Origin of the sequence: Rahnella sp. PD4, from assembly GCF_049199325.1 — a bacterium.
GTDB lineage: Bacteria > Pseudomonadota > Gammaproteobacteria > Enterobacterales > Enterobacteriaceae > Rahnella > Rahnella perminowiae.
This window is the reverse complement of sequence record NZ_JBLZQF010000017.1, coordinates 1-17,426: the sequence shown is the minus strand read 5'-3', so window position 1 is coordinate 17,426 and position 17,426 is coordinate 1. Positions and strand designations below refer to the sequence as shown.

Genomic DNA, 17,426 nt, shown 5'->3' with positions numbered 1-17,426 from the left:
GAATGTCTCGTGTTGCAAAAGCACCCGTCGTCATTCCTGCCGGCGTAGAGGTAAAACTCAACGGTCAGGTTATTTCGATTAAGGGTAAAAACGGCGAGCTGTCACGTACTATCCATGACGCTGTTGTAGTTAAACAGGAAGAAAATACACTGACTTTCGCTCCGCGCGAAGGCTCTGTAAACGGTTGGGCCCAAGCGGGTACCACTCGTGCACTGTTGAACTCTATGGTTATAGGTGTTACCGACGGCTTCACTAAAAAGCTTCAACTGGTAGGTGTTGGTTATCGTGCTGCTGTTAAAGGCAACGTGGTGAATTTAGCCTTAGGCTTCTCTCACCCGGTCGATCATCAACTGCCGGAAGGCATCACTGCAGAATGTCCGACCCAAACTGAAATCGTGCTGAAAGGCGCTGATAAACAGGTTATTGGTCAGGTTGCTGCAGATTTACGTGCCTACCGTCGTCCTGAGCCTTATAAAGGCAAGGGTGTCCGTTACGCCGACGAAGTCGTGCGTACCAAAGAGGCTAAGAAGAAGTAAGGTAACACTATGGATAAGAAATCTGCTCGTATCCGTCGTGCGACCCGCGCACGCCGCAAGCTCAAAGAATTGGGTGCGACTCGTCTGGTGGTACATCGTACCCCGCGTCATATTTACGCACAGGTCATCGCACCAAACGGTTCTGAAGTAATAGTTGCTGCATCTACTGTAGAAAAAACTATCACTGAGCAACTGAAGTATACCGGCAACAAAGATGCTGCCACTGCTGTAGGTAAAGCTATCGCAGAACGCGCATTGGAAAAAGGGATCACGAAAGTATCCTTTGACCGTTCCGGTTTCCAATATCATGGTCGAGTCCAGGCACTGGCAGATGCTGCCCGTGAAGCTGGCCTTCAGTTCTAAGGAAGAGGTTTAAGATGGCTCACATCGAAAAACAAGCTGGCGAACTGCAGGAAAAGCTGATCGCGGTAAACCGCGTATCTAAAACCGTAAAAGGTGGCCGTATCTTCAGCTTTACCGCACTGACAGTAGTTGGTGATGGTAACGGTCGCGTTGGTTTTGGCTACGGCAAAGCACGCGAAGTTCCGGCAGCGATCCAGAAAGCGATGGAAAAAGCCCGTCGCAACATGATGAATGTCGCGCTGAATAGCGGCACCCTGCAGCATCCTGTTAAAGGTGCTCATACGGGTTCCCGTGTGTTCATGCAGCCGGCTTCCGAAGGTACCGGTATTATCGCCGGTGGTGCAATGCGCGCCGTCCTGGAAGTTGCAGGGGTTCATAACGTATTGGCTAAAGCTTATGGTTCGACCAACCCGATCAACGTGGTTCGTGCAACTATCGATGCTTTGGCAAATATGAAATCCCCACAAATGGTCGCTGCCAAGCGTGGTAAATCCGTTGAAGAAATTCTGGGGTAATTAACCATGGCAAAGACTATTAAAGTTACACAAACTCGCAGTTCCATTGGCCGTCTGCCGAAGCATAAAGCTACTCTGCTGGGCCTGGGTCTGCGTCGCATTGGTCACACCGTTGAGCGTGAGGATACTCCTGCTGTACGCGGTATGATCAACCTGGTTTCCTACATGGTTAAGGTTGAGGAGTAAGAGATGCGTTTAAATACTCTGTCTCCGGCTGATGGTGCCAAACAAGCGCCAAGGCGTGTAGGTCGTGGTATTGGTTCTGGCCTGGGTAAAACCGGCGGTCGTGGTCACAAAGGTCAGAACTCACGTTCTGGTGGTGGCGTACGTCGTGGTTTTGAAGGTGGTCAGATGCCTTTATATCGTCGTTTGCCGAAATTCGGCTTCACCTCCCGCAAAGCTATGATCACGGCAGAAGTTCGTCTGTCTGAACTGGCTCTGGTGGAAGGCGACGTGATCGACCTGAACGCGCTGAAAGCCGCTAACGTGGTTGGTATCCAGATCGAGTTCGCGAAAGTAATCCTTTCTGGCGAAGTCGGTCGTGCGGTAACTCTGCGTGGTTTGCGTGTCACCAAAGGCGCTCGTGTTGCTATCGAAGCTGCTGGCGGTAAAATTGAGGAATAAGTAGCAGATGGCTAAGCAACCGGGATTAGATTTTCAAAGTGCCAAGGGTGGACTAGGCGAACTGAAGCGCAGACTTTTGTTTGTTATCGGTGCGCTGATTGTTTTCCGTATCGGCTCTTTTATTCCGATCCCTGGTATTGATGCCACTGTACTTGCCAAATTGCTCGAGCAGCAAAGAGGTACCATCATTGAAATGTTTAACATGTTCTCTGGTGGTGCCCTTAGCCGTGCTTCAATCTTTGCTCTGGGGATCATGCCGTACATTTCGGCATCGATCATTATCCAGCTGTTAACGGTGGTTCATCCAGCTTTAGCAGAAATAAAGAAAGAAGGAGAGGCTGGCCGTCGTAAGATTAGCCAGTACACTCGTTACGGTACGCTGGTATTGGCAGTGTTTCAGTCGATCGGTATTGCTACCGGTCTGCCGAATATGCCTGGTATGCAGGGCTTGGTGTTAAATCCAGGCTTTGCGTTCTACTTTACTGCAGTTGTGAGCTTGGTGACTGGGACAATGTTCCTGATGTGGCTGGGGGAGCAGATTACTGAACGAGGTATCGGTAACGGTATTTCAATCATAATCTTTGCAGGTATCGTAGCGGGTCTCCCGCCAGCGATTGCACATACTATCGAACAAGCTCGGCAAGGCGACCTGCACTTCCTCCTGTTGCTGTTGGTTGCAGTTTTAGTGTTTGCAGTGACTTTCTTTGTGGTGTTTGTTGAACGTGGTCAACGTCGTATCGTCGTTAACTACGCTAAGCGCCAACAAGGTCGTCGTGTCTATGCAGCACAGAGCACGCACTTACCGTTGAAAGTGAATATGGCCGGGGTAATCCCAGCGATCTTCGCTTCCAGCATTATTCTGTTCCCTGCCACGATTGCATCATGGTTTGGGGGCGGGACTGGTTGGAACTGGCTGACTACGATTTCGCTGTATTTGCAGCCTGGACAACCGCTTTATGTGTTACTCTATGCGACTGCAATCATCTTCTTCTGTTTCTTTTATACTGCGTTGGTGTTCAACCCGCGGGAGACAGCAGATAACCTGAAGAAGTCCGGTGCATTTGTACCAGGAATTCGTCCGGGAGAGCAAACGGCGAAGTACATCGATAAAGTAATGACTCGTTTAACCTTAATTGGTGCAATGTATATTACTTTCATCTGCCTTATCCCGGAGTTCATGCGTGACGCGATGAAAGTTCCATTCTATTTTGGTGGTACTTCTCTACTGATCGTAGTCGTCGTTATCATGGACTTTATGGCTCAAGTGCAAACTCTGATGATGTCAAGTCAGTACGAGTCTGCATTGAAGAAAGCAAACCTGAAAGGCTATAACCGCTAATCTGGTGAGTTTGCGAAGTTACGGAGAGTAAAAATGAAAGTTCGTGCTTCCGTCAAGAAATTATGTCGTAACTGCAAAATTGTTAAGCGTAACGGTATCGTTCGCGTAATCTGCAGCGCAGAACCGAAGCATAAACAGCGTCAAGGCTGATTATCTCGCATATTTTTCTTGCAAAGTTGGGTTGAGCTGGCTAGATTAGCCAGCCAATCTTTTGTATGTAAGCAGCAATACTATTTGAGTATCCTGAAAACGGGCTTTTCAGAATGGTGTTGCCGTATATAAATAGTAGGAGTGCATAGTGGCCCGTATAGCAGGCATTAACATTCCTGATCAGAAACATACCGTGATCGCATTAACTTCGATCTACGGCATCGGCAAAACCCGCTCACAGTCTATCTGTGCTGCATCCGGTATTGCTGAAAATGTTAAGATCAGTGAGCTGTCTGAAGAGCAAATCGAAAAACTGCGTGACGAAGTTGCCAAGTTCATTGTTGAAGGTGATCTGCGTCGTGAAGTCACCCTGAGCATCAAGCGTCTTATGGACCTTGGAACTTATCGTGGTTTGCGTCATCGTCGTGGTCTTCCAGTGCGCGGTCAGCGTACCAAGACTAACGCACGTACCCGTAAGGGTCCGCGTAAACCGATCAAGAAATAATCGGGGTGATTGAATAAATGGCAAAGGCACCTGTTCGTACACGTAAACGTGTAAGAAAACAAGTCTCTGACGGCGTGGCTCATATCCATGCTTCTTTCAACAACACCATTGTTACCATTACCGATCGTCAGGGTAATGCTTTGGGTTGGGCAACAGCTGGTGGTTCCGGTTTCCGTGGTTCTCGTAAATCCACTCCGTTCGCAGCTCAGGTTGCAGCAGAGCGCTGCGCTGACGCAGTGAAAGAATACGGTATCAAGAATCTGGAAGTTATGGTTAAAGGACCTGGTCCTGGTCGTGAGTCTACTATCCGCGCATTAAACGCGGCTGGTTTCCGCATCACTAATATTACTGATGTGACTCCTATCCCTCATAACGGTTGTCGTCCGCCGAAAAAGCGTCGCGTATAACGCTGCTTTTAGGTTTGTTGGAGAGAGAAAATGGCAAGATATTTGGGTCCTAAGCTCAAGCTTAGCCGTCGTGAGGGCACAGATTTATTCCTTAAATCTGGCGTTCGCGCGATCGATACCAAGTGTAAAATTGAACAAGCTCCTGGTCAGCATGGTGCGCGTAAACCGCGTCTGTCTGACTACGGTGTACAGTTACGTGAAAAGCAAAAAGTTCGCCGTATCTACGGTGTTCTGGAGCGTCAGTTCCGTAACTATTACAAAGAAGCAGCACGCCTGAAAGGCAACACCGGTGAAAACCTGTTGCAACTGCTTGAAGGCCGTTTGGACAACGTAGTTTATCGTATGGGCTTCGGCGCTACTCGTGCGGAATCGCGCCAGTTAGTTAGCCACAAAGCTATCATGGTAAACGGTCGCGTTGTTAACATCGCTTCTTATCAGGTATCTCCGAATGACGTTGTCAGCATCCGTGAGAAAGCTAAAAAGCAATCTCGCGTGAAGGCCGCTTTGGAGTTGGCTGAACAGCGTGAAAAGCCGACTTGGCTTGAAGTTGATGCTGCCAAGATGGAAGGTGTGTTCAAGCGTATGCCTGAACGTACTGATCTGTCTTCCGACATTAACGAACACCTGATCGTCGAGCTTTACTCCAAGTAAAGCTTAGTACCAAAGAGAGGACACAATGCAGGGTTCTGTGACAGAGTTTCTAAAACCGCGCCTGGTAGATATCGAGCAAGTCAGTTCGACGCACGCCAAGGTGACCCTTGAGCCTTTAGAACGTGGCTTTGGCCATACTTTAGGCAACGCACTGCGCCGTATTCTGCTTTCATCCATGCCGGGTTGCGCGGTGACCGAGGTTGAGATTGATGGTGTACTGCATGAGTACAGCACCAAAGAAGGCGTACAGGAAGATATCCTGGAGATCCTGCTCAACCTGAAAGGGCTGGCGGTGAGAGTTCAAGGGAAAGATGAAGTTATCCTTACCCTGAATAAGTCTGGCATTGGCCCTGTGACTGCAGCCGACATTACCCATGATGGTGATGTCGAAATCGTCAAGCCGCAACATGTCATCTGCCACCTGACCGATGAGAACGCTGCTATCAGCATGCGTATCAAAGTTCAGCGCGGTCGTGGTTATGTGCCGGCGTCTGCCCGAATTCATTCGGAAGAAGATGAGCGCCCAATTGGTCGTCTGTTAGTAGACGCATGCTACAGCCCTGTAGAGCGAATTGCCTACAATGTTGAAGCAGCGCGTGTAGAACAGCGTACTGATTTGGACAAGCTGGTTATCGAAATGGAAACCAACGGTACGATCGATCCTGAAGAGGCGATCCGTCGTGCGGCAACCATTCTTGCTGAACAACTTGAAGCTTTCGTTGATTTACGAGATGTACGTCAACCGGAAGTCAAAGAAGAGAAGCCGGAATTCGATCCAATCCTGCTGCGCCCTGTTGACGATCTGGAATTGACTGTCCGCTCTGCTAACTGCCTTAAGGCAGAAGCAATCCACTACATCGGTGATCTGGTACAGCGTACCGAGGTTGAGTTACTTAAAACACCTAACCTGGGTAAAAAATCTCTTACTGAGATCAAAGACGTACTTGCGTCCCGTGGTTTGTCTCTGGGCATGCGCCTGGAAAACTGGCCACCAGCAAGTATTGCTGACGAGTAACCGGATCACAGGTTAAGGTTTTACTGAGAAGGATAAGGTCATGCGCCATCGTAAGAGTGGTCGTCAACTGAACCGTAACAGCAGCCACCGACAGGCTATGTTCCGTAACATGGCCGGCTCTTTGGTTCGTCATGAGATCATCAAGACGACCCTGCCGAAAGCGAAAGAGCTGCGTCGCGTTGTTGAGCCGCTGATTACTCTTGCCAAGACCGACAACGTTGCAAATCGTCGTCTGGCATTCGCCCGTACTCGTGATAACGAGATCGTGGCAAAACTGTTTAATGAACTGGGCCCGCGTTTCGCGAGCCGTGCCGGTGGTTACACTCGTATTCTTAAGTGTGGCTTCCGTGCAGGCGACAATGCGCCGATGGCATACATCGAGCTCGTTGATCGTGCAGAGTCAAAAGCAGAAGTAGCAACTGCTGAATAATCTGTAGATGCATGAAAAAACCGGGCTTCTGCCCGGTTTTTTTACATCTGTAACTCACTGTTCTACTCCCCTTTTTTCCCAACTTTAATCGTTCTGCATTCCACTCCCTTTTACGGCGCGCCGCTTCCAGCTATGATCTACAATGGTTTGTGCAATGTGACGAAGGCGAAATCATGTTTCTAATGGATCAGTGGGTTGAAAAGCACATCAAAGATGCTCAGGAAAAAGGTGAATTTGATAACCTGCCTGGCAGTGGGCGCCCGCTTATCCTGGATGACGACAGTGCAGTTCCGGATGAGCTAAGAACTTCCTATCGTATTTTGAAAAATGCAGGCTATTTGCCGCCCGAGTTGCAGGATCGAAAAGAAGCGATTGAGTTAAATCACCTATTGAGCACATTAGACAGCGATGATCCGAAGTTTCTTCCCGCTGAAAAGCGTTTGAAGATTTTACAGATACGTCTACAGCAGGCAGGTATGAGCACTGACTTCCTTCAAGGGCATTACGAAAAGGCGATAAAGGATAAATTCAGAGGAAAATAGGCATGTATAAAATTGGTGAACTTGCCAGGCTGGCCAATGTCTCCACAGATACTGTGCGTTACTATGAAAAGCAGGGAATGATGGGCACGGGCTCACGCAATCCATCGGGTTATCGTCAGTATAACGAAGGTGATGTACAGCGTTTACGCTTCATACGTTATGCCAAATCGACAGGTTTTACGCTTGATGCTATCAAGGAGTTACTTTCTATTCGAATAGATCCTTTGCATCACACTTGTCAGGAGTCGAAATCTATCGTGAATGAACGTCTTGCTGAAGTTGAGCTTAAATTACAAGAGCTTAATCAGATGCGCGAGTCACTCCAAAGGCTGAGCGCCGCCTGCTGTGGTTCTGCGCATACTAGTGTCAGTTGTTCTATATTAGAAGCACTGGAAGATGGAGCGGGTAAGGTAACGTAAGCATTTCAAGGGTTTTACAAAACGCTTTCGCAAGCATAATTGTAGCAGTATCATATGCGCGCATTCTGTTCAACAGTATTAATTATATCGAGGTTTTATGAGCCACTATAAGCATCAAAAAGGCATCATTCAGGATAATGCATTACAGGCGCTTCTTCATGATCCATTGTTTAAACAACGTGTTGAGAAAAATCAAAAAGGGAAGGGGAGCTACTGTCGTAAAGCGAAAAATGAGAAGAGGGGTTATCTGGAGGGCAGTATTGAGTGTTCGTTTGAGTATTCAATACTGCCCTTCTAATTAAGCCCTAGCGGGTAATATCAGTTAAAGTCTCGGTGTCTGCTGCTCTTTCAGTAAATCACGAATTTCTGCTAACAAAGTCTCTTCCGCCGTTGGTTTAGGTGGTGCAGCGGGTTTATCTTCCTGCTTACGACGCATTTTATTCATCAGGGTAATAGCGCAAAAGATGGCCAGCGCAACAATGATGAAATCAAACACGTTCTGGATAAATACCCCATAATGCATGACTACGGCGGGTGTTGCTCCCTGAGCCTCCCGGAGGACAAATGCGAACTGCTTAAAATCAACCCCGCCAATCAACAAACCCAGCGGAGGCATAATAATATCAGCGACAAATGACGATACTATTTTGCCAAAAGCAGCACCGATGATAACACCGACTGCCAGGTCGACCACGTTGCCGCGCATGGCAAACTCACGAAACTCTTTCATAAAACTCATAAATACTCCTTGGCAAATTCATCAAATATGTCAAACCAAGTAAAGACTATTTGCAGGGTCTTCGCTACAAAAGTTCTCACCTGAACCTCAATTAACGCTAAATCCGATAAACAGCAGATGCAATTTATAAGAAGAACGGACTTGGCTGGAACAACCGTTCCACATCCCTGACAAACTTCTTATCGGTAATAAACATCACAACGTGGTCACCCTGTTGGATCCTGCTTGTGCCGTTGGCAATAATTACCTCATTACCGCGTACAATAGCCCCAATTGTTGTACCCGGCGGCAGTTTGATTTCTTCCACGGTACGGCCTACCACTTTTGATGTGGTCTCATCGCCATGGGCAATCGCTTCAATGGCTTCAGCGACACCGCGCCTTAGCGATGAAACACTGACGATGTCTGCTTTTCTGACATGTCCAAGTAATGCTGAGATCGTTGCCTGCTGGGGAGAAATTGCAATATCGATCACACTACCCTGCACCAAATCGACATATGCGCTGCGCTGGATAAGAACCATCGCTTTTTTTGCACCCATCCTCTTAGCCAGCATTGCCGACATGATGTTTGCCTCATCATCATTGGTAATAGCGATGAACACATCTACTTGTTCAATATGCTCTTCAGCCAGTAATTCCTGATCCGAAGCGTCACCATAGAAGACAATCGTATCTTGTAGTATCTCTGCAAGCTCGGCGGCACGCTGTTGATCCCGCTCGATGAGTTTTACGCTGTAATTCTTCTCAAGCCGTTGGGCAAGTCCCGCTCCGACATTGCCTCCACCAACGATCATGATTCGTTTATAAGGTTTTTCGAGCCTCTGAAGCTCACTCATGACTGCACGGATATGCTGAGAGGCGGCCACAAAGAATATTTCATCGCCGGCTTCGATGATGGTTGAGCCTTGCGGACGAATCGGGCGATCCTGGCGGAAAATGGCTGCAACACGCGTTTCAATGTGCGGCATGTGTTCGCGCATTGAAGAAAGTGCATTACCTACTAAGGGGCCGCCGTAATAGGCTTTTACTGCTGCAATACTGACTTTGCCTTCGGCGAAATTCACTACCTGCAGTGCACCCGGATACTCAATGAGTTTATAAATATAATCAGTGACCAATTGTTCCGGCGAAATCAGGTGATCGATAGGCACAGCTTCCGGATGGAAAAGTTTTTCAGATTCTCGGATGTATTCAGTTGAACGGATGCGGGCAATGCGGTTTGGTGTATTAAACAGTGAATAGGCAATCTGGCAGGCAACCATATTGGTTTCATCAGAATTTGTCACAGCCACCAGCATATCGGCATCTTCAGCGCCAGCTTCGCGAAGTACACGGGGATGAGAACCGTGCCCCTGGACTACGCGCAGGTCAAATTTATCCTGAAGCTGACGCAGCCGGACGGTATTCGTGTCGACAACCGTAATGTCGTTGTTTTCACCAACCAGGTTTTCGGCGAGTGTTCCGCCAACCTGCCCGGCCCCGAGAATTATTATTTTCATATGACTCTCTGCTTTGCCACGAAGGTATCAGCCTGAGTAAACAGCACTAATACTAGATGATCAGCTTTTAATCAGTTTAGCGTAATAAAATCCATCGCCGTCTTCAGCATCCGGAAGGTTCTGCCGGCCTGGTTGGTCAATCGTTCCTGTTTCAACCAGCGTAGCATCCTGATGTGATTCCAGGAATGAGGTGATTTGCTGACAGTTTTCATCCGGTAAAATTGAGCAGGTGGCGTACACCATGACACCTTTGCTTTTTAGCCGTGGCCAGACAGCATCAAGGATTTGTTTTTGAAGGCTGGCGAGCTCGGCAATATCACTGTCTCTGCGCAACCATTTGATGTCAGGATGCCGGCGAATAACGCCGGTCGCTGAACAGGGAGCATCGAGAAGTATACGGTCAAAAATGCGATCACCTGCCCAAACCTGCGGTTCACGCCCGTCACCTTGCTTCACTTCCGCGCTGAGTTTCAAACGCTGAAGGTTTTCATGAACACGTTTCAAACGTTGCTCGTCCACATCAACGGCAAGAACATGGGCTTTCGGTGCGGCTTCCAGAATATGGGTGGTTTTTCCGCCCGGTGCGCAACATAAGTCGAGGATCAGTTCGCCATTCTTTGGATCCAGCAGATCAACACTGCCTTGCGCCGAAGCATCCTGAACAGTAACCCAACCTTCTGCGAATCCCGGAAGCAGGCTTACCTGACATGGCGTGATCAGCCGTAATGCATCCTTATATTCTGGATGCGGTACAGCTTCAATCTGAGCTTCGTTTAGCAAATGTAAATATTCGTCGCGTGTGTGATGCTGTCTGTTGACGCGAAGCCACATCGGCGGCTTTTGATTATTGGCATCAACAATGCTTTCCCACTCACCGGGGTAAGCTTTTTTCAGACGGTTAAGGAGCCAGCTGGGATGGAGATGACGACTGTCATTGTTGGCCATTCGTTGAAGCAATTCTTCCTGCTGCCGCTGAAACTGGCGCAGCACGCCGTTGATCAGTCCTTTTAATTGCGGACGTTTTAGCGCAACGGCGGCTTCAACCGTTTCCGCCAGTACGGCGTGTGCCGGGATCCGCGTGTGGATCAGCTGATAGAGACCCACCATCAGTAAGTAATGTAATGTTCTTTGTTTACCCGTGAGAGGTTTTGCCATGAGTTGCTGCAAACACCATTCCAACTGTGGCAGCACGCGAAGCGTACCAAAGCAAAGTTCCTGAAGAAGTCCGCGATCTTTTTCTGAAATGTTTTTCTGCAGACCAGGGAGAACAGTGGACAAGGATAATCCTTTATCCAACACCTGGCTGATGGCTTGAGCGGCAATGCTACGGAGATTATAGGGTGTTTTCATAGTCAAAAAAGCTGACCGGAGCCAGCATTATCAGAGAGATAAGGCCCGACGAAATATCGGGCGTAGTCGTTATGGTCAGGCTAAACGCATGCCTTCGATAAACCATTCGCGACGAGAGTTAAGCAAATCTTGCGCGGACATTGCCTTTTTACCTGACGGCTGCAACTGGGTGATATTCAGGATCCCATCGGAGGTCGCAACCCGAATGCCCTTTTTGTCGGCAGAAATAATGGTGCCGGGAGCTGCGTTGCTTTTTTCTGACTGACATTCAGCCTGCCAGACCTTCACCGGCTGTTCGTCAATCATGAAAAAGCTGACAGGCCAGGGGTTAAAGGCACGAATGCAACGTTCAAGTTGCTCAGCTGATAAATTCCAGTCTAAGCGGGCTTCTTCTTTGCTGAGTTTTTCTGCGTAGGTGACATGCTCTTCGCTTTGAACTTCAGGTTTTACTGTGCCATCCGCCAGTTGCCTGAGAGTTTCAAGCAGACCTTGAGGACCCAATCCAGCCAGTTTGTTGTAAAGCGAAGCACTGGTATCTTCCGGGAGAATGTCACATTCGACTTTGTGCAACATGTCACCGGTATCAAGCCCGACATCCATCTGCATGATGGTGATACCCGTTTTTGCGTCACCCGCCCACAGAGAGCGCTGAATCGGTGCTGCGCCTCTCCAGCGTGGCAATAAGGAACCATGCACATTGATGCAACCCAATTTCGGCATATCAAGCACTGCTTTCGGTAAAATCAGACCGTAAGCGACGACAACCATTACATCAGCCTGCAGTGAGGAAACCAGGGACTGATTTTCTTCGGGACGCAAAGATTTAGGCTGGAATACCGGGATGTCATGTGCTTGAGCCAGAACTTTCACCGGGCTTGCAGTCAGTTTATTTCCGCGGCCGGCCGGGCGATCAGGCTGAGTGAAAACACCGACAACCTGATGTTCTGATGATAAAAGCGCGTCAAGATGACGCGCTGCAAAGTCGGGAGTACCGGCAAATATGATTCGCAAAGCAGTGTCCTGTGTTACACGAATATTAGTCAGCCCGCGCGTTCAGCTTGGCCATTTTTTCCATTTTCTGGCGAATACGCTGACGTTTCAAGGGAGACAAGTAGTCCACGAATAATTTACCTACCAGATGATCCATTTCATGCTGGATACAAATTGCCAGCAAGTCATCAGCTTCAAGCTCGAAGGTTTTACCGTCACGGTCAAGCGCACGAATTTTTACTTTTTCAGCGCGCGGCACCAGTGCCCGTTGATCAGGGATCGACAGGCAGCCTTCTTCAATCCCGGTTTCGCCGCTTTTTTCCAGCAATTCAGGGTTGATCAGAACCAGACGCTCATCCCGGTTTTCAGACACATCAATTACGATGATGCGTTGATGAATATCGACCTGAGTGGCAGCAAGGCCAATGCCTTCCTCTGCATACATGGTTTCAAACATATCATCCACGATCTGCTGGATTTCGGCGTTAACTTCTTTGACCGGTTTTGCAGTTATGCGAAGCCGCTCGTCTGGGAAATGTAATATCTGTAATACGGACATATTTTTCTGGATCTTTATTCAATTGATTGAAGATATATAGACTCTATTCTAGACATTTCCTGCCCCGATTGACAGCATCCTCTGCCAATTGTATCAGTCGCCGAAAGGCCTTGAGAAGGGAATGGATAATGACATTGCAGGAAGCATGGATACGTATGTCAGTGGTCAAACGCCTCGGTACCCAACGCGCGACGGGGATCATTCATACCCTCTCGGACCGGGGGATTTATTCGTCTTCAGAATTAGCGAAAAGTGGTCTTTTACCCGAACAAGTAGCCGATTTTCAGCATATTAATCAACACTGGCTATCTGCATCACTGAAATGGCTGGAAGGAGAAAACTGTCATCTCATTACTTTTGGCAGCAATTTTTACTCCCCGCTGTTGGCACAAATATCCTCCCCTCCACTGATTTTATTCGCTGAGGGATCTGCTGAATTACTACTATCGCCACAAATCGCAATGGTGGGGAGTCGCGATTACAGCCATTACGGCGAACAATATGCGCAGGTTTTTGCAGGCGGTTTGGTCAGTAGCGGTTTTACTGTGACAAGCGGGCTGGCGATGGGAATAGATGGAATCAGCCATAAGGCAACACTGGAAGCTCAGGGTAAGACAATAGCTGTGCTGGGAAGCGGGCTGATGAAGCGCTATCCATCCTGTCATCTTAAGCTGGCAGATCGTATTCTGGGGCAGGGGGGAACGCTGGTGTCTGAACATCTGGTGACGGCTCCCCCTTTAGCCGCTAATTTTCCCCGCCGTAACCGGATTATCAGCGGGTTGAGTGCGGGTGTACTTGTCATCGAAGCAACGCTTCGCAGCGGCTCATTGATTACCGCGCGCTATGCACTTGAGCAAGGACGGGAAGTATTCGCATTGCCAGGCCCGCTGGGAAGTACAACCTCGGAAGGTACGCACTGGCTGATTCAGCAGGGTGCGTATCTCGTGACTGAACCAAATGATATCGCCGAACAGATAGGAAGCGGGTTGACCTGGTTCCCCACTATCAAGGTATCGGAATCCTTGAAAATGCCGCCTGAGAGTGAATCAGATGCGTCAGAGGCGATTATTTGTGCGCCAGATAGCGAAGTTGAATTGCCATTTGCTGATGTGTTGGCTAACGTAGAATATGAGGTGACATCTGTTGACGTCGTCGCCGAACGTGCCGGCCAACCTGTGCCAGAAGTCGTAGGTAAACTACTCGAACTGGAGTTAGCAGGATGGATCGCAGCTGTATCCGGCGGCTATGTCCGAATTAAGAGGGCAAGCCATGTTCGACGTACTAATGTACTTATTTGAAACTTACATTCACAACGAAGCGGAGATGAATGTTGACGAGGATAGGTTAACGGATGACTTGACCGAGGCTGGTTTTCACCGGGCTGATATTCACAATGCGTTGAATTGGCTTGAAAAACTTGCGGATATGCAAGAGGGTGGAACCCCATCTTATATGCTGGATTCTGATCCTTCAGCATTACGCGTTTATACCGAAGAGGAAACAATTCGGTTAGATAGCAGTTGTCGTGGTTTTCTGTTGTTCCTGGAACAGATCAAAGTATTGAATTTCGATACCAGAGAGATGGTTATCGATCGTGTTATGGCTCTGGACACTGAAGAGTTCGATCTTGAGGATCTGAAGTGGGTCGTGCTGATGGTGCTGTTTAATATTCCCGGATATGAAACAGCGTATCAGCAAATGGAAGAGCTATTATTTGAAGTTAATGAGGGTTATCTGCACTAAGAGATAACAGGTAAAACGTAACATATGACAAAAGCAGCACTTTTTGCTGATAAGCAAAATGGATCCTGTCCGGAATGCGGGGCCGATTTGGTGATCCGTAGTGGTCGCCACGGCCCCTTTCTCAGTTGTTCATCCTATCCGCAATGTCAGTATATTCGTCCCCTGAAATCACAAGCGGATGGGCATGTTGTGAAAGTCCTTGAAGGACAGGTGTGCCCTAAATGTGACTCCACGTTGGTGCTGCGGCAGGGGCGTTATGGCATGTTTATTGGTTGCAGTCAGTATCCTGAATGCGATCATATTGAAGCTATCGATAAACCTGAAGAAACGACTCTGGGCTGCCCGCAATGCGGAAAAGGGCATCTGTTACAGCGCAAATCGCGTTTCGGCAAAGTATTCCACGCCTGTGACCGTTATCCGGATTGTCAGTTTGCCATCAATAATAAACCGGTAGCCGGGGAGTGCGAACACTGCCATTACCCGTTATTGATGGAAAAGAAAACGGCTCAGGGAATGAAGTTATTCTGTGCCAGTAAATTGTGCGGCAAAGCCGTAGAAAGAAAAGATAACGAACAAGATGAATAAAGAGACACAAAAATCATTGAACACAGTACTTGAGGCATTGCGTGGGGAGCATGTTATTGCTTATCCAACGGAAGCCGTTTTCGGTCTGGGATGTGACCCTGATAGCGAACAAGCGGTAGAAGCATTGCTGGCGCTGAAAAAACGTCCGAAAGATAAAGGGCTCATTCTGATTGCTGACAATTATCAGCAACTTCTTCCTTATATCGATGACTCATCATTAACTGAACAGCAACTTCAGTACATTTGGTCATTCTGGCCAGGGCCGGTTACCTGGGTAATGCCTGCAAAAGCCGTGACGCCTGATTGGCTGACTGGCCGTTTCAGTTCTCTGGCAGTACGCGTCACGGATCATCCCCTGGTAAAAGAACTCTGCCAAAAATTTGGAAAACCACTGGTCTCAACCAGTGCGAATCTGAATGGGCAACCTCCTTGCCGTTTGTCTGAAGAAGTCAGACTCCAGTTTGGGAAAGACTTTCCCGTGCTGGATGGCGAAGTAGGAGGAAGAGATAATCCATCTGAAATTCGGGATGCCCTCACTGGCAACCTTATTCGTCAAGGCTAACAAATGAAAGTCACGCCATCTTTCGCGGTATTTGGGAATCCGATTGGGCATAGCAAATCCCCTCGTATTCATGCACTGTTTGCCCGTCAGACTGGTATCGATCATACCTATGGTACGGTTCTGGCTTCGCATGAAGAGTTTGAAGAGACTTTGCGAACTTTTTTTGCAGACGGCGCTCGTGGGGCAAATATCACGGTACCTTTCAAAGAGCGTGCTTTTGCGAGATCTGATGAGCTGACAGATCGCGCTTCAATGTCTGGTGCTGTTAACACACTCAAAAAACTTGAAGACGGGCGACTGCTTGGGGATAACACTGATGGCATCGGTATGCTGAGTGACCTTGAGCGGCTGGCGCTTTTGACGCCGGGGGATCGGATTTTATTGATCGGCGCCGGTGGGGCTGCGCGCGGGGTGATCCTTCCTTTGTTGTCTTATGGTTGTTCCGTCGTCGTGACTAACCGGACCTTCGAGCGGGCGCAGCATCTGAGCCAAATTTTCCAGGAAAAAGGTGATATTCGGGCCATCGCGTTAGCTTCTCTGGCTGAAGAATCTTTCGACCTGATCATTAACGCTACGGCTTCGGGTATTAAGGGTGAGATCCCCGCTATCCCAGAAAGTGTGCTGACGACGCAGACCCGGGTTTACGATATGTATTATCAGGCGGGTTTAACGCCTTTTATCACCTGGGCGAAAAATAATGGGATAACGCATTATGCTGACGGACTGGGAATGCTGGTGGGGCAGGCAGCGCATGCTTTCTATCTGTGGCATGGTGTGATGCCTCAGATAGAACCTGTGCTTGAGCAGTTAAAAAAAGACTTGCTGGTGTGATCGGGAGTGCCTGAGCAGCCGGATTTGTTACTGTTCAGGCAATACGTTTCTTTATTGTTCCTGGGAAAGATAAACATCTTTCCATGTCACATAATTATTAGAGGAGTATGTCAGCCCTGCGAGTTCATCAGAAGTCAGCTCTCGTATCTGCTTCACAGGACTTCCTAAATAGAGGTAACCACTTTCGAGTGTTTTCCCTGGCGGCACCAGGCTGCCGGCACCAATCATGACATCGTCTTCAACGATAGCCCCGTCCAGCAGTATTGATCCCATCCCGACCAGAACTCTGTTCCCGATCGTACAACCATGCAGCATTGCTTTATGCCCGACGGTGACGTCTTCCCCAATAATAAGAGGATGCCCCTGAGGATTTTGTCGTGACTGATGGGTAACATGAAGCACACTTCCATCCTGTACGTTGGTCCGGCAACCGATAACCACATTATTAACATCCCCACGTATGACGACGAGCGGCCAGATACTGACGTCATCGGCCAGATCTACATCGCCAATAACCACGCTTGAAGGATCCACCATCACTCGTTCGCCCAATGTAGGTGTTAATTCTTGATAAGAACGTAAAGGTTGAGACATCTGAAGCACTCCAAAGATAAGTTTAATCTTGGCAATATAGTTCGGGTGAGAGGAAATACCAATTCGGGAGGGATGAGATCGACGTTAAAACCAGCGGATCGGGTGAGATCTCCGCGAAGGGCTCGAAAAATACGCAGTCGATCCTTTTATTGGAAAAAAGGCTTGTGCAAAAAATTCGGATCCCTATAATGCCGCTCCATCGACAGGGAACAACGTGAACAACATCACGAAGTGACCGGGTCGGAAAGATTGAAAACAGCGGCAACCGGGTGAAATAAACGGTTGACACTGAACGAGGAAAGCGTAATATACGCCACCTCGAGTTAGCAAGCGAAAGCGCGTAACTCACTGCTCTTTAACAATTTATCAGACAATCTGTGTGGGCACTCACAAGACGATATCAGCCACTTCGGTGGCAAAAAATATCAAGTCTTAGAGTGACCAAGCAGTAATTCATTTAGTTGAATTATTACGAA

At 48.4% G+C, this 17,426-nt stretch carries 26 protein-coding genes; 20 read left to right on the top strand and 6 right to left on the bottom strand.

The window, feature by feature from the left end; genetic code table 11:
* The first annotated feature begins 2 nt into the window (after positions 1–2).
* The 15 genes from rplF to ACOZIO_RS24415 all read left to right on the top strand — a co-directional run bounded on the left by rplF (position 3) and on the right by ACOZIO_RS24415 (position 7,794).
* Complete coding sequence (rplF, locus tag ACOZIO_RS24485) at positions 3–536, top strand: 50S ribosomal protein L6 (RefSeq protein ID WP_129955648.1); 534 nt, start codon at positions 3–5, stop codon at positions 534–536.
* 9 nt (positions 537–545) lie between these two features.
* Positions 546–899 carry a 50S ribosomal protein L18 gene (gene rplR / locus ACOZIO_RS24480; protein WP_013573699.1) on the top strand — a complete coding sequence of 118 codons (354 nt, stop codon included), beginning with the start codon at positions 546–548 and terminating at the stop codon, positions 897–899.
* Between the two features lie 14 nt (positions 900–913).
* The gene (gene rpsE / locus ACOZIO_RS24475; protein WP_013573700.1) at positions 914–1,414 is read left to right on the top strand and encodes a 30S ribosomal protein S5; all 501 of its coding nucleotides are present in this window, start codon (positions 914–916) and stop codon (positions 1,412–1,414) included.
* Positions 1,415–1,420: 6 nt separating this feature from the next.
* A complete protein-coding gene (gene rpmD / locus ACOZIO_RS24470; RefSeq protein WP_013573701.1) occupies positions 1,421–1,600 on the top strand; it encodes a 50S ribosomal protein L30 in 180 nt (59 codons plus the stop codon).
* A 3-nt stretch (positions 1,601–1,603) separates the two neighbouring features.
* Positions 1,604–2,038 carry a 50S ribosomal protein L15 gene (gene rplO, locus ACOZIO_RS24465; protein ID WP_013573702.1) on the top strand — a complete coding sequence of 145 codons (435 nt, stop codon included), beginning with the start codon at positions 1,604–1,606 and terminating at the stop codon, positions 2,036–2,038.
* 7 nt (positions 2,039–2,045) lie between these two features.
* Positions 2,046–3,377, top strand: coding sequence for a preprotein translocase subunit SecY (gene secY / locus ACOZIO_RS24460; RefSeq protein ID WP_013573703.1), 1,332 nt, complete (start codon positions 2,046–2,048; stop codon positions 3,375–3,377).
* 33 nt (positions 3,378–3,410) lie between these two features.
* Entirely contained in the window at positions 3,411–3,527 is a 117-nt protein-coding gene (rpmJ, locus tag ACOZIO_RS24455; protein ID WP_012768118.1) for a 50S ribosomal protein L36, read from the top strand.
* A 148-nt stretch (positions 3,528–3,675) separates the two neighbouring features.
* Entirely contained in the window at positions 3,676–4,032 is a 357-nt protein-coding gene (gene rpsM / locus ACOZIO_RS24450) for a 30S ribosomal protein S13 (protein WP_013573704.1), read from the top strand.
* A gap of 17 nt (positions 4,033–4,049) precedes the next feature.
* Positions 4,050–4,439, top strand: coding sequence for a 30S ribosomal protein S11 (rpsK, locus tag ACOZIO_RS24445; protein WP_004929731.1), 390 nt, complete (start codon positions 4,050–4,052; stop codon positions 4,437–4,439).
* A gap of 30 nt (positions 4,440–4,469) precedes the next feature.
* Positions 4,470–5,090, top strand: coding sequence for a 30S ribosomal protein S4 (gene rpsD, locus ACOZIO_RS24440; RefSeq protein ID WP_014333606.1), 621 nt, complete (start codon positions 4,470–4,472; stop codon positions 5,088–5,090).
* Positions 5,091–5,115: 25 nt separating this feature from the next.
* Positions 5,116–6,105, top strand: coding sequence for a DNA-directed RNA polymerase subunit alpha (locus ACOZIO_RS24435; RefSeq protein WP_002919219.1), 990 nt, complete (start codon positions 5,116–5,118; stop codon positions 6,103–6,105).
* Positions 6,106–6,145: 40 nt separating this feature from the next.
* The gene (rplQ, locus tag ACOZIO_RS24430) at positions 6,146–6,535 is read left to right on the top strand and encodes a 50S ribosomal protein L17 (RefSeq protein ID WP_013573706.1); all 390 of its coding nucleotides are present in this window, start codon (positions 6,146–6,148) and stop codon (positions 6,533–6,535) included.
* A 173-nt stretch (positions 6,536–6,708) separates the two neighbouring features.
* Complete coding sequence (locus tag ACOZIO_RS24425; protein ID WP_129955649.1) at positions 6,709–7,077, top strand: DUF1992 domain-containing protein; 369 nt, start codon at positions 6,709–6,711, stop codon at positions 7,075–7,077.
* A 2-nt stretch (positions 7,078–7,079) separates the two neighbouring features.
* Positions 7,080–7,496, top strand: coding sequence for a Zn(2+)-responsive transcriptional regulator (gene zntR / locus ACOZIO_RS24420; RefSeq protein ID WP_129955650.1), 417 nt, complete (start codon positions 7,080–7,082; stop codon positions 7,494–7,496).
* 97 nt (positions 7,497–7,593) lie between these two features.
* Complete coding sequence (locus tag ACOZIO_RS24415; protein ID WP_129955651.1) at positions 7,594–7,794, top strand: alternative ribosome-rescue factor A; 201 nt, start codon at positions 7,594–7,596, stop codon at positions 7,792–7,794.
* A 24-nt stretch (positions 7,795–7,818) separates the two neighbouring features.
* Here the strand turns inward: ACOZIO_RS24415 and mscL are convergent, their stop codons facing one another.
* From mscL to def, 5 genes are all read right to left on the bottom strand, one after another.
* A complete protein-coding gene (mscL, locus tag ACOZIO_RS24410) occupies positions 7,819–8,235 on the bottom strand; it encodes a large-conductance mechanosensitive channel protein MscL (protein WP_129955652.1) in 417 nt (138 codons plus the stop codon).
* Between the two features lie 124 nt (positions 8,236–8,359).
* Positions 8,360–9,736, bottom strand: a complete 1,377-nt coding sequence (gene trkA, locus ACOZIO_RS24405; RefSeq protein WP_129955653.1) for a Trk system potassium transporter TrkA — start codon at positions 9,734–9,736, stop codon at positions 8,360–8,362.
* 60 nt (positions 9,737–9,796) lie between these two features.
* Positions 9,797–11,086 (bottom strand): 16S rRNA (cytosine(967)-C(5))-methyltransferase RsmB, encoded by a 1,290-nt coding sequence (gene rsmB, locus ACOZIO_RS24400; protein WP_129955654.1) that lies wholly within the window; start codon positions 11,084–11,086, stop codon positions 9,797–9,799.
* 75 nt (positions 11,087–11,161) lie between these two features.
* Positions 11,162–12,121, bottom strand: a complete 960-nt coding sequence (fmt, locus tag ACOZIO_RS24395) for a methionyl-tRNA formyltransferase (RefSeq protein ID WP_217219107.1) — start codon at positions 12,119–12,121, stop codon at positions 11,162–11,164.
* Between the two features lies 1 nt (position 12,122).
* Positions 12,123–12,635: a peptide deformylase gene (gene def, locus ACOZIO_RS24390; RefSeq protein WP_013573714.1), complete on the bottom strand. Its 513-nt coding sequence runs from the start codon at positions 12,633–12,635 to the stop codon at positions 12,123–12,125.
* A 128-nt stretch (positions 12,636–12,763) separates the two neighbouring features.
* Here def and dprA point away from each other — a divergent pair, with 128 nt between their 5' ends.
* From dprA to aroE, 5 genes are read left to right on the top strand one after another with little or no spacing between them, the layout of a single operon-like run.
* On the top strand, positions 12,764–13,933 hold the full coding sequence (gene dprA, locus ACOZIO_RS24385) for a DNA-protecting protein DprA (protein ID WP_129992335.1): 1,170 nt from the start codon (positions 12,764–12,766) through the stop codon (positions 13,931–13,933).
* Positions 13,905–14,378, top strand: coding sequence for a DUF494 family protein (locus ACOZIO_RS24380; RefSeq protein WP_129955657.1), 474 nt, complete (start codon positions 13,905–13,907; stop codon positions 14,376–14,378). The genes dprA and ACOZIO_RS24380 overlap by 29 nt, the downstream gene beginning before the upstream one ends.
* A 24-nt stretch (positions 14,379–14,402) precedes the next feature.
* Positions 14,403–14,963, top strand: coding sequence for a type I DNA topoisomerase (locus tag ACOZIO_RS24375; RefSeq protein ID WP_129955658.1), 561 nt, complete (start codon positions 14,403–14,405; stop codon positions 14,961–14,963).
* Entirely contained in the window at positions 14,956–15,525 is a 570-nt protein-coding gene (tsaC, locus tag ACOZIO_RS24370) for an L-threonylcarbamoyladenylate synthase type 1 TsaC (RefSeq protein WP_129992337.1), read from the top strand. Before ACOZIO_RS24375 ends, tsaC begins: the two co-directional genes overlap by 8 nt.
* A 3-nt stretch (positions 15,526–15,528) precedes the next feature.
* Positions 15,529–16,356 (top strand): shikimate dehydrogenase, encoded by an 828-nt coding sequence (gene aroE, locus ACOZIO_RS24365; protein ID WP_129955660.1) that lies wholly within the window; start codon positions 15,529–15,531, stop codon positions 16,354–16,356.
* Positions 16,357–16,407: 51 nt separating this feature from the next.
* Here aroE and ACOZIO_RS24360 read toward each other — a convergent pair whose 3' ends face one another.
* The gene (locus ACOZIO_RS24360) at positions 16,408–16,950 is read right to left on the bottom strand and encodes a gamma carbonic anhydrase family protein (RefSeq protein ID WP_129955661.1); all 543 of its coding nucleotides are present in this window, start codon (positions 16,948–16,950) and stop codon (positions 16,408–16,410) included.
* Positions 16,951–17,426 lie beyond the last annotated feature (476 nt).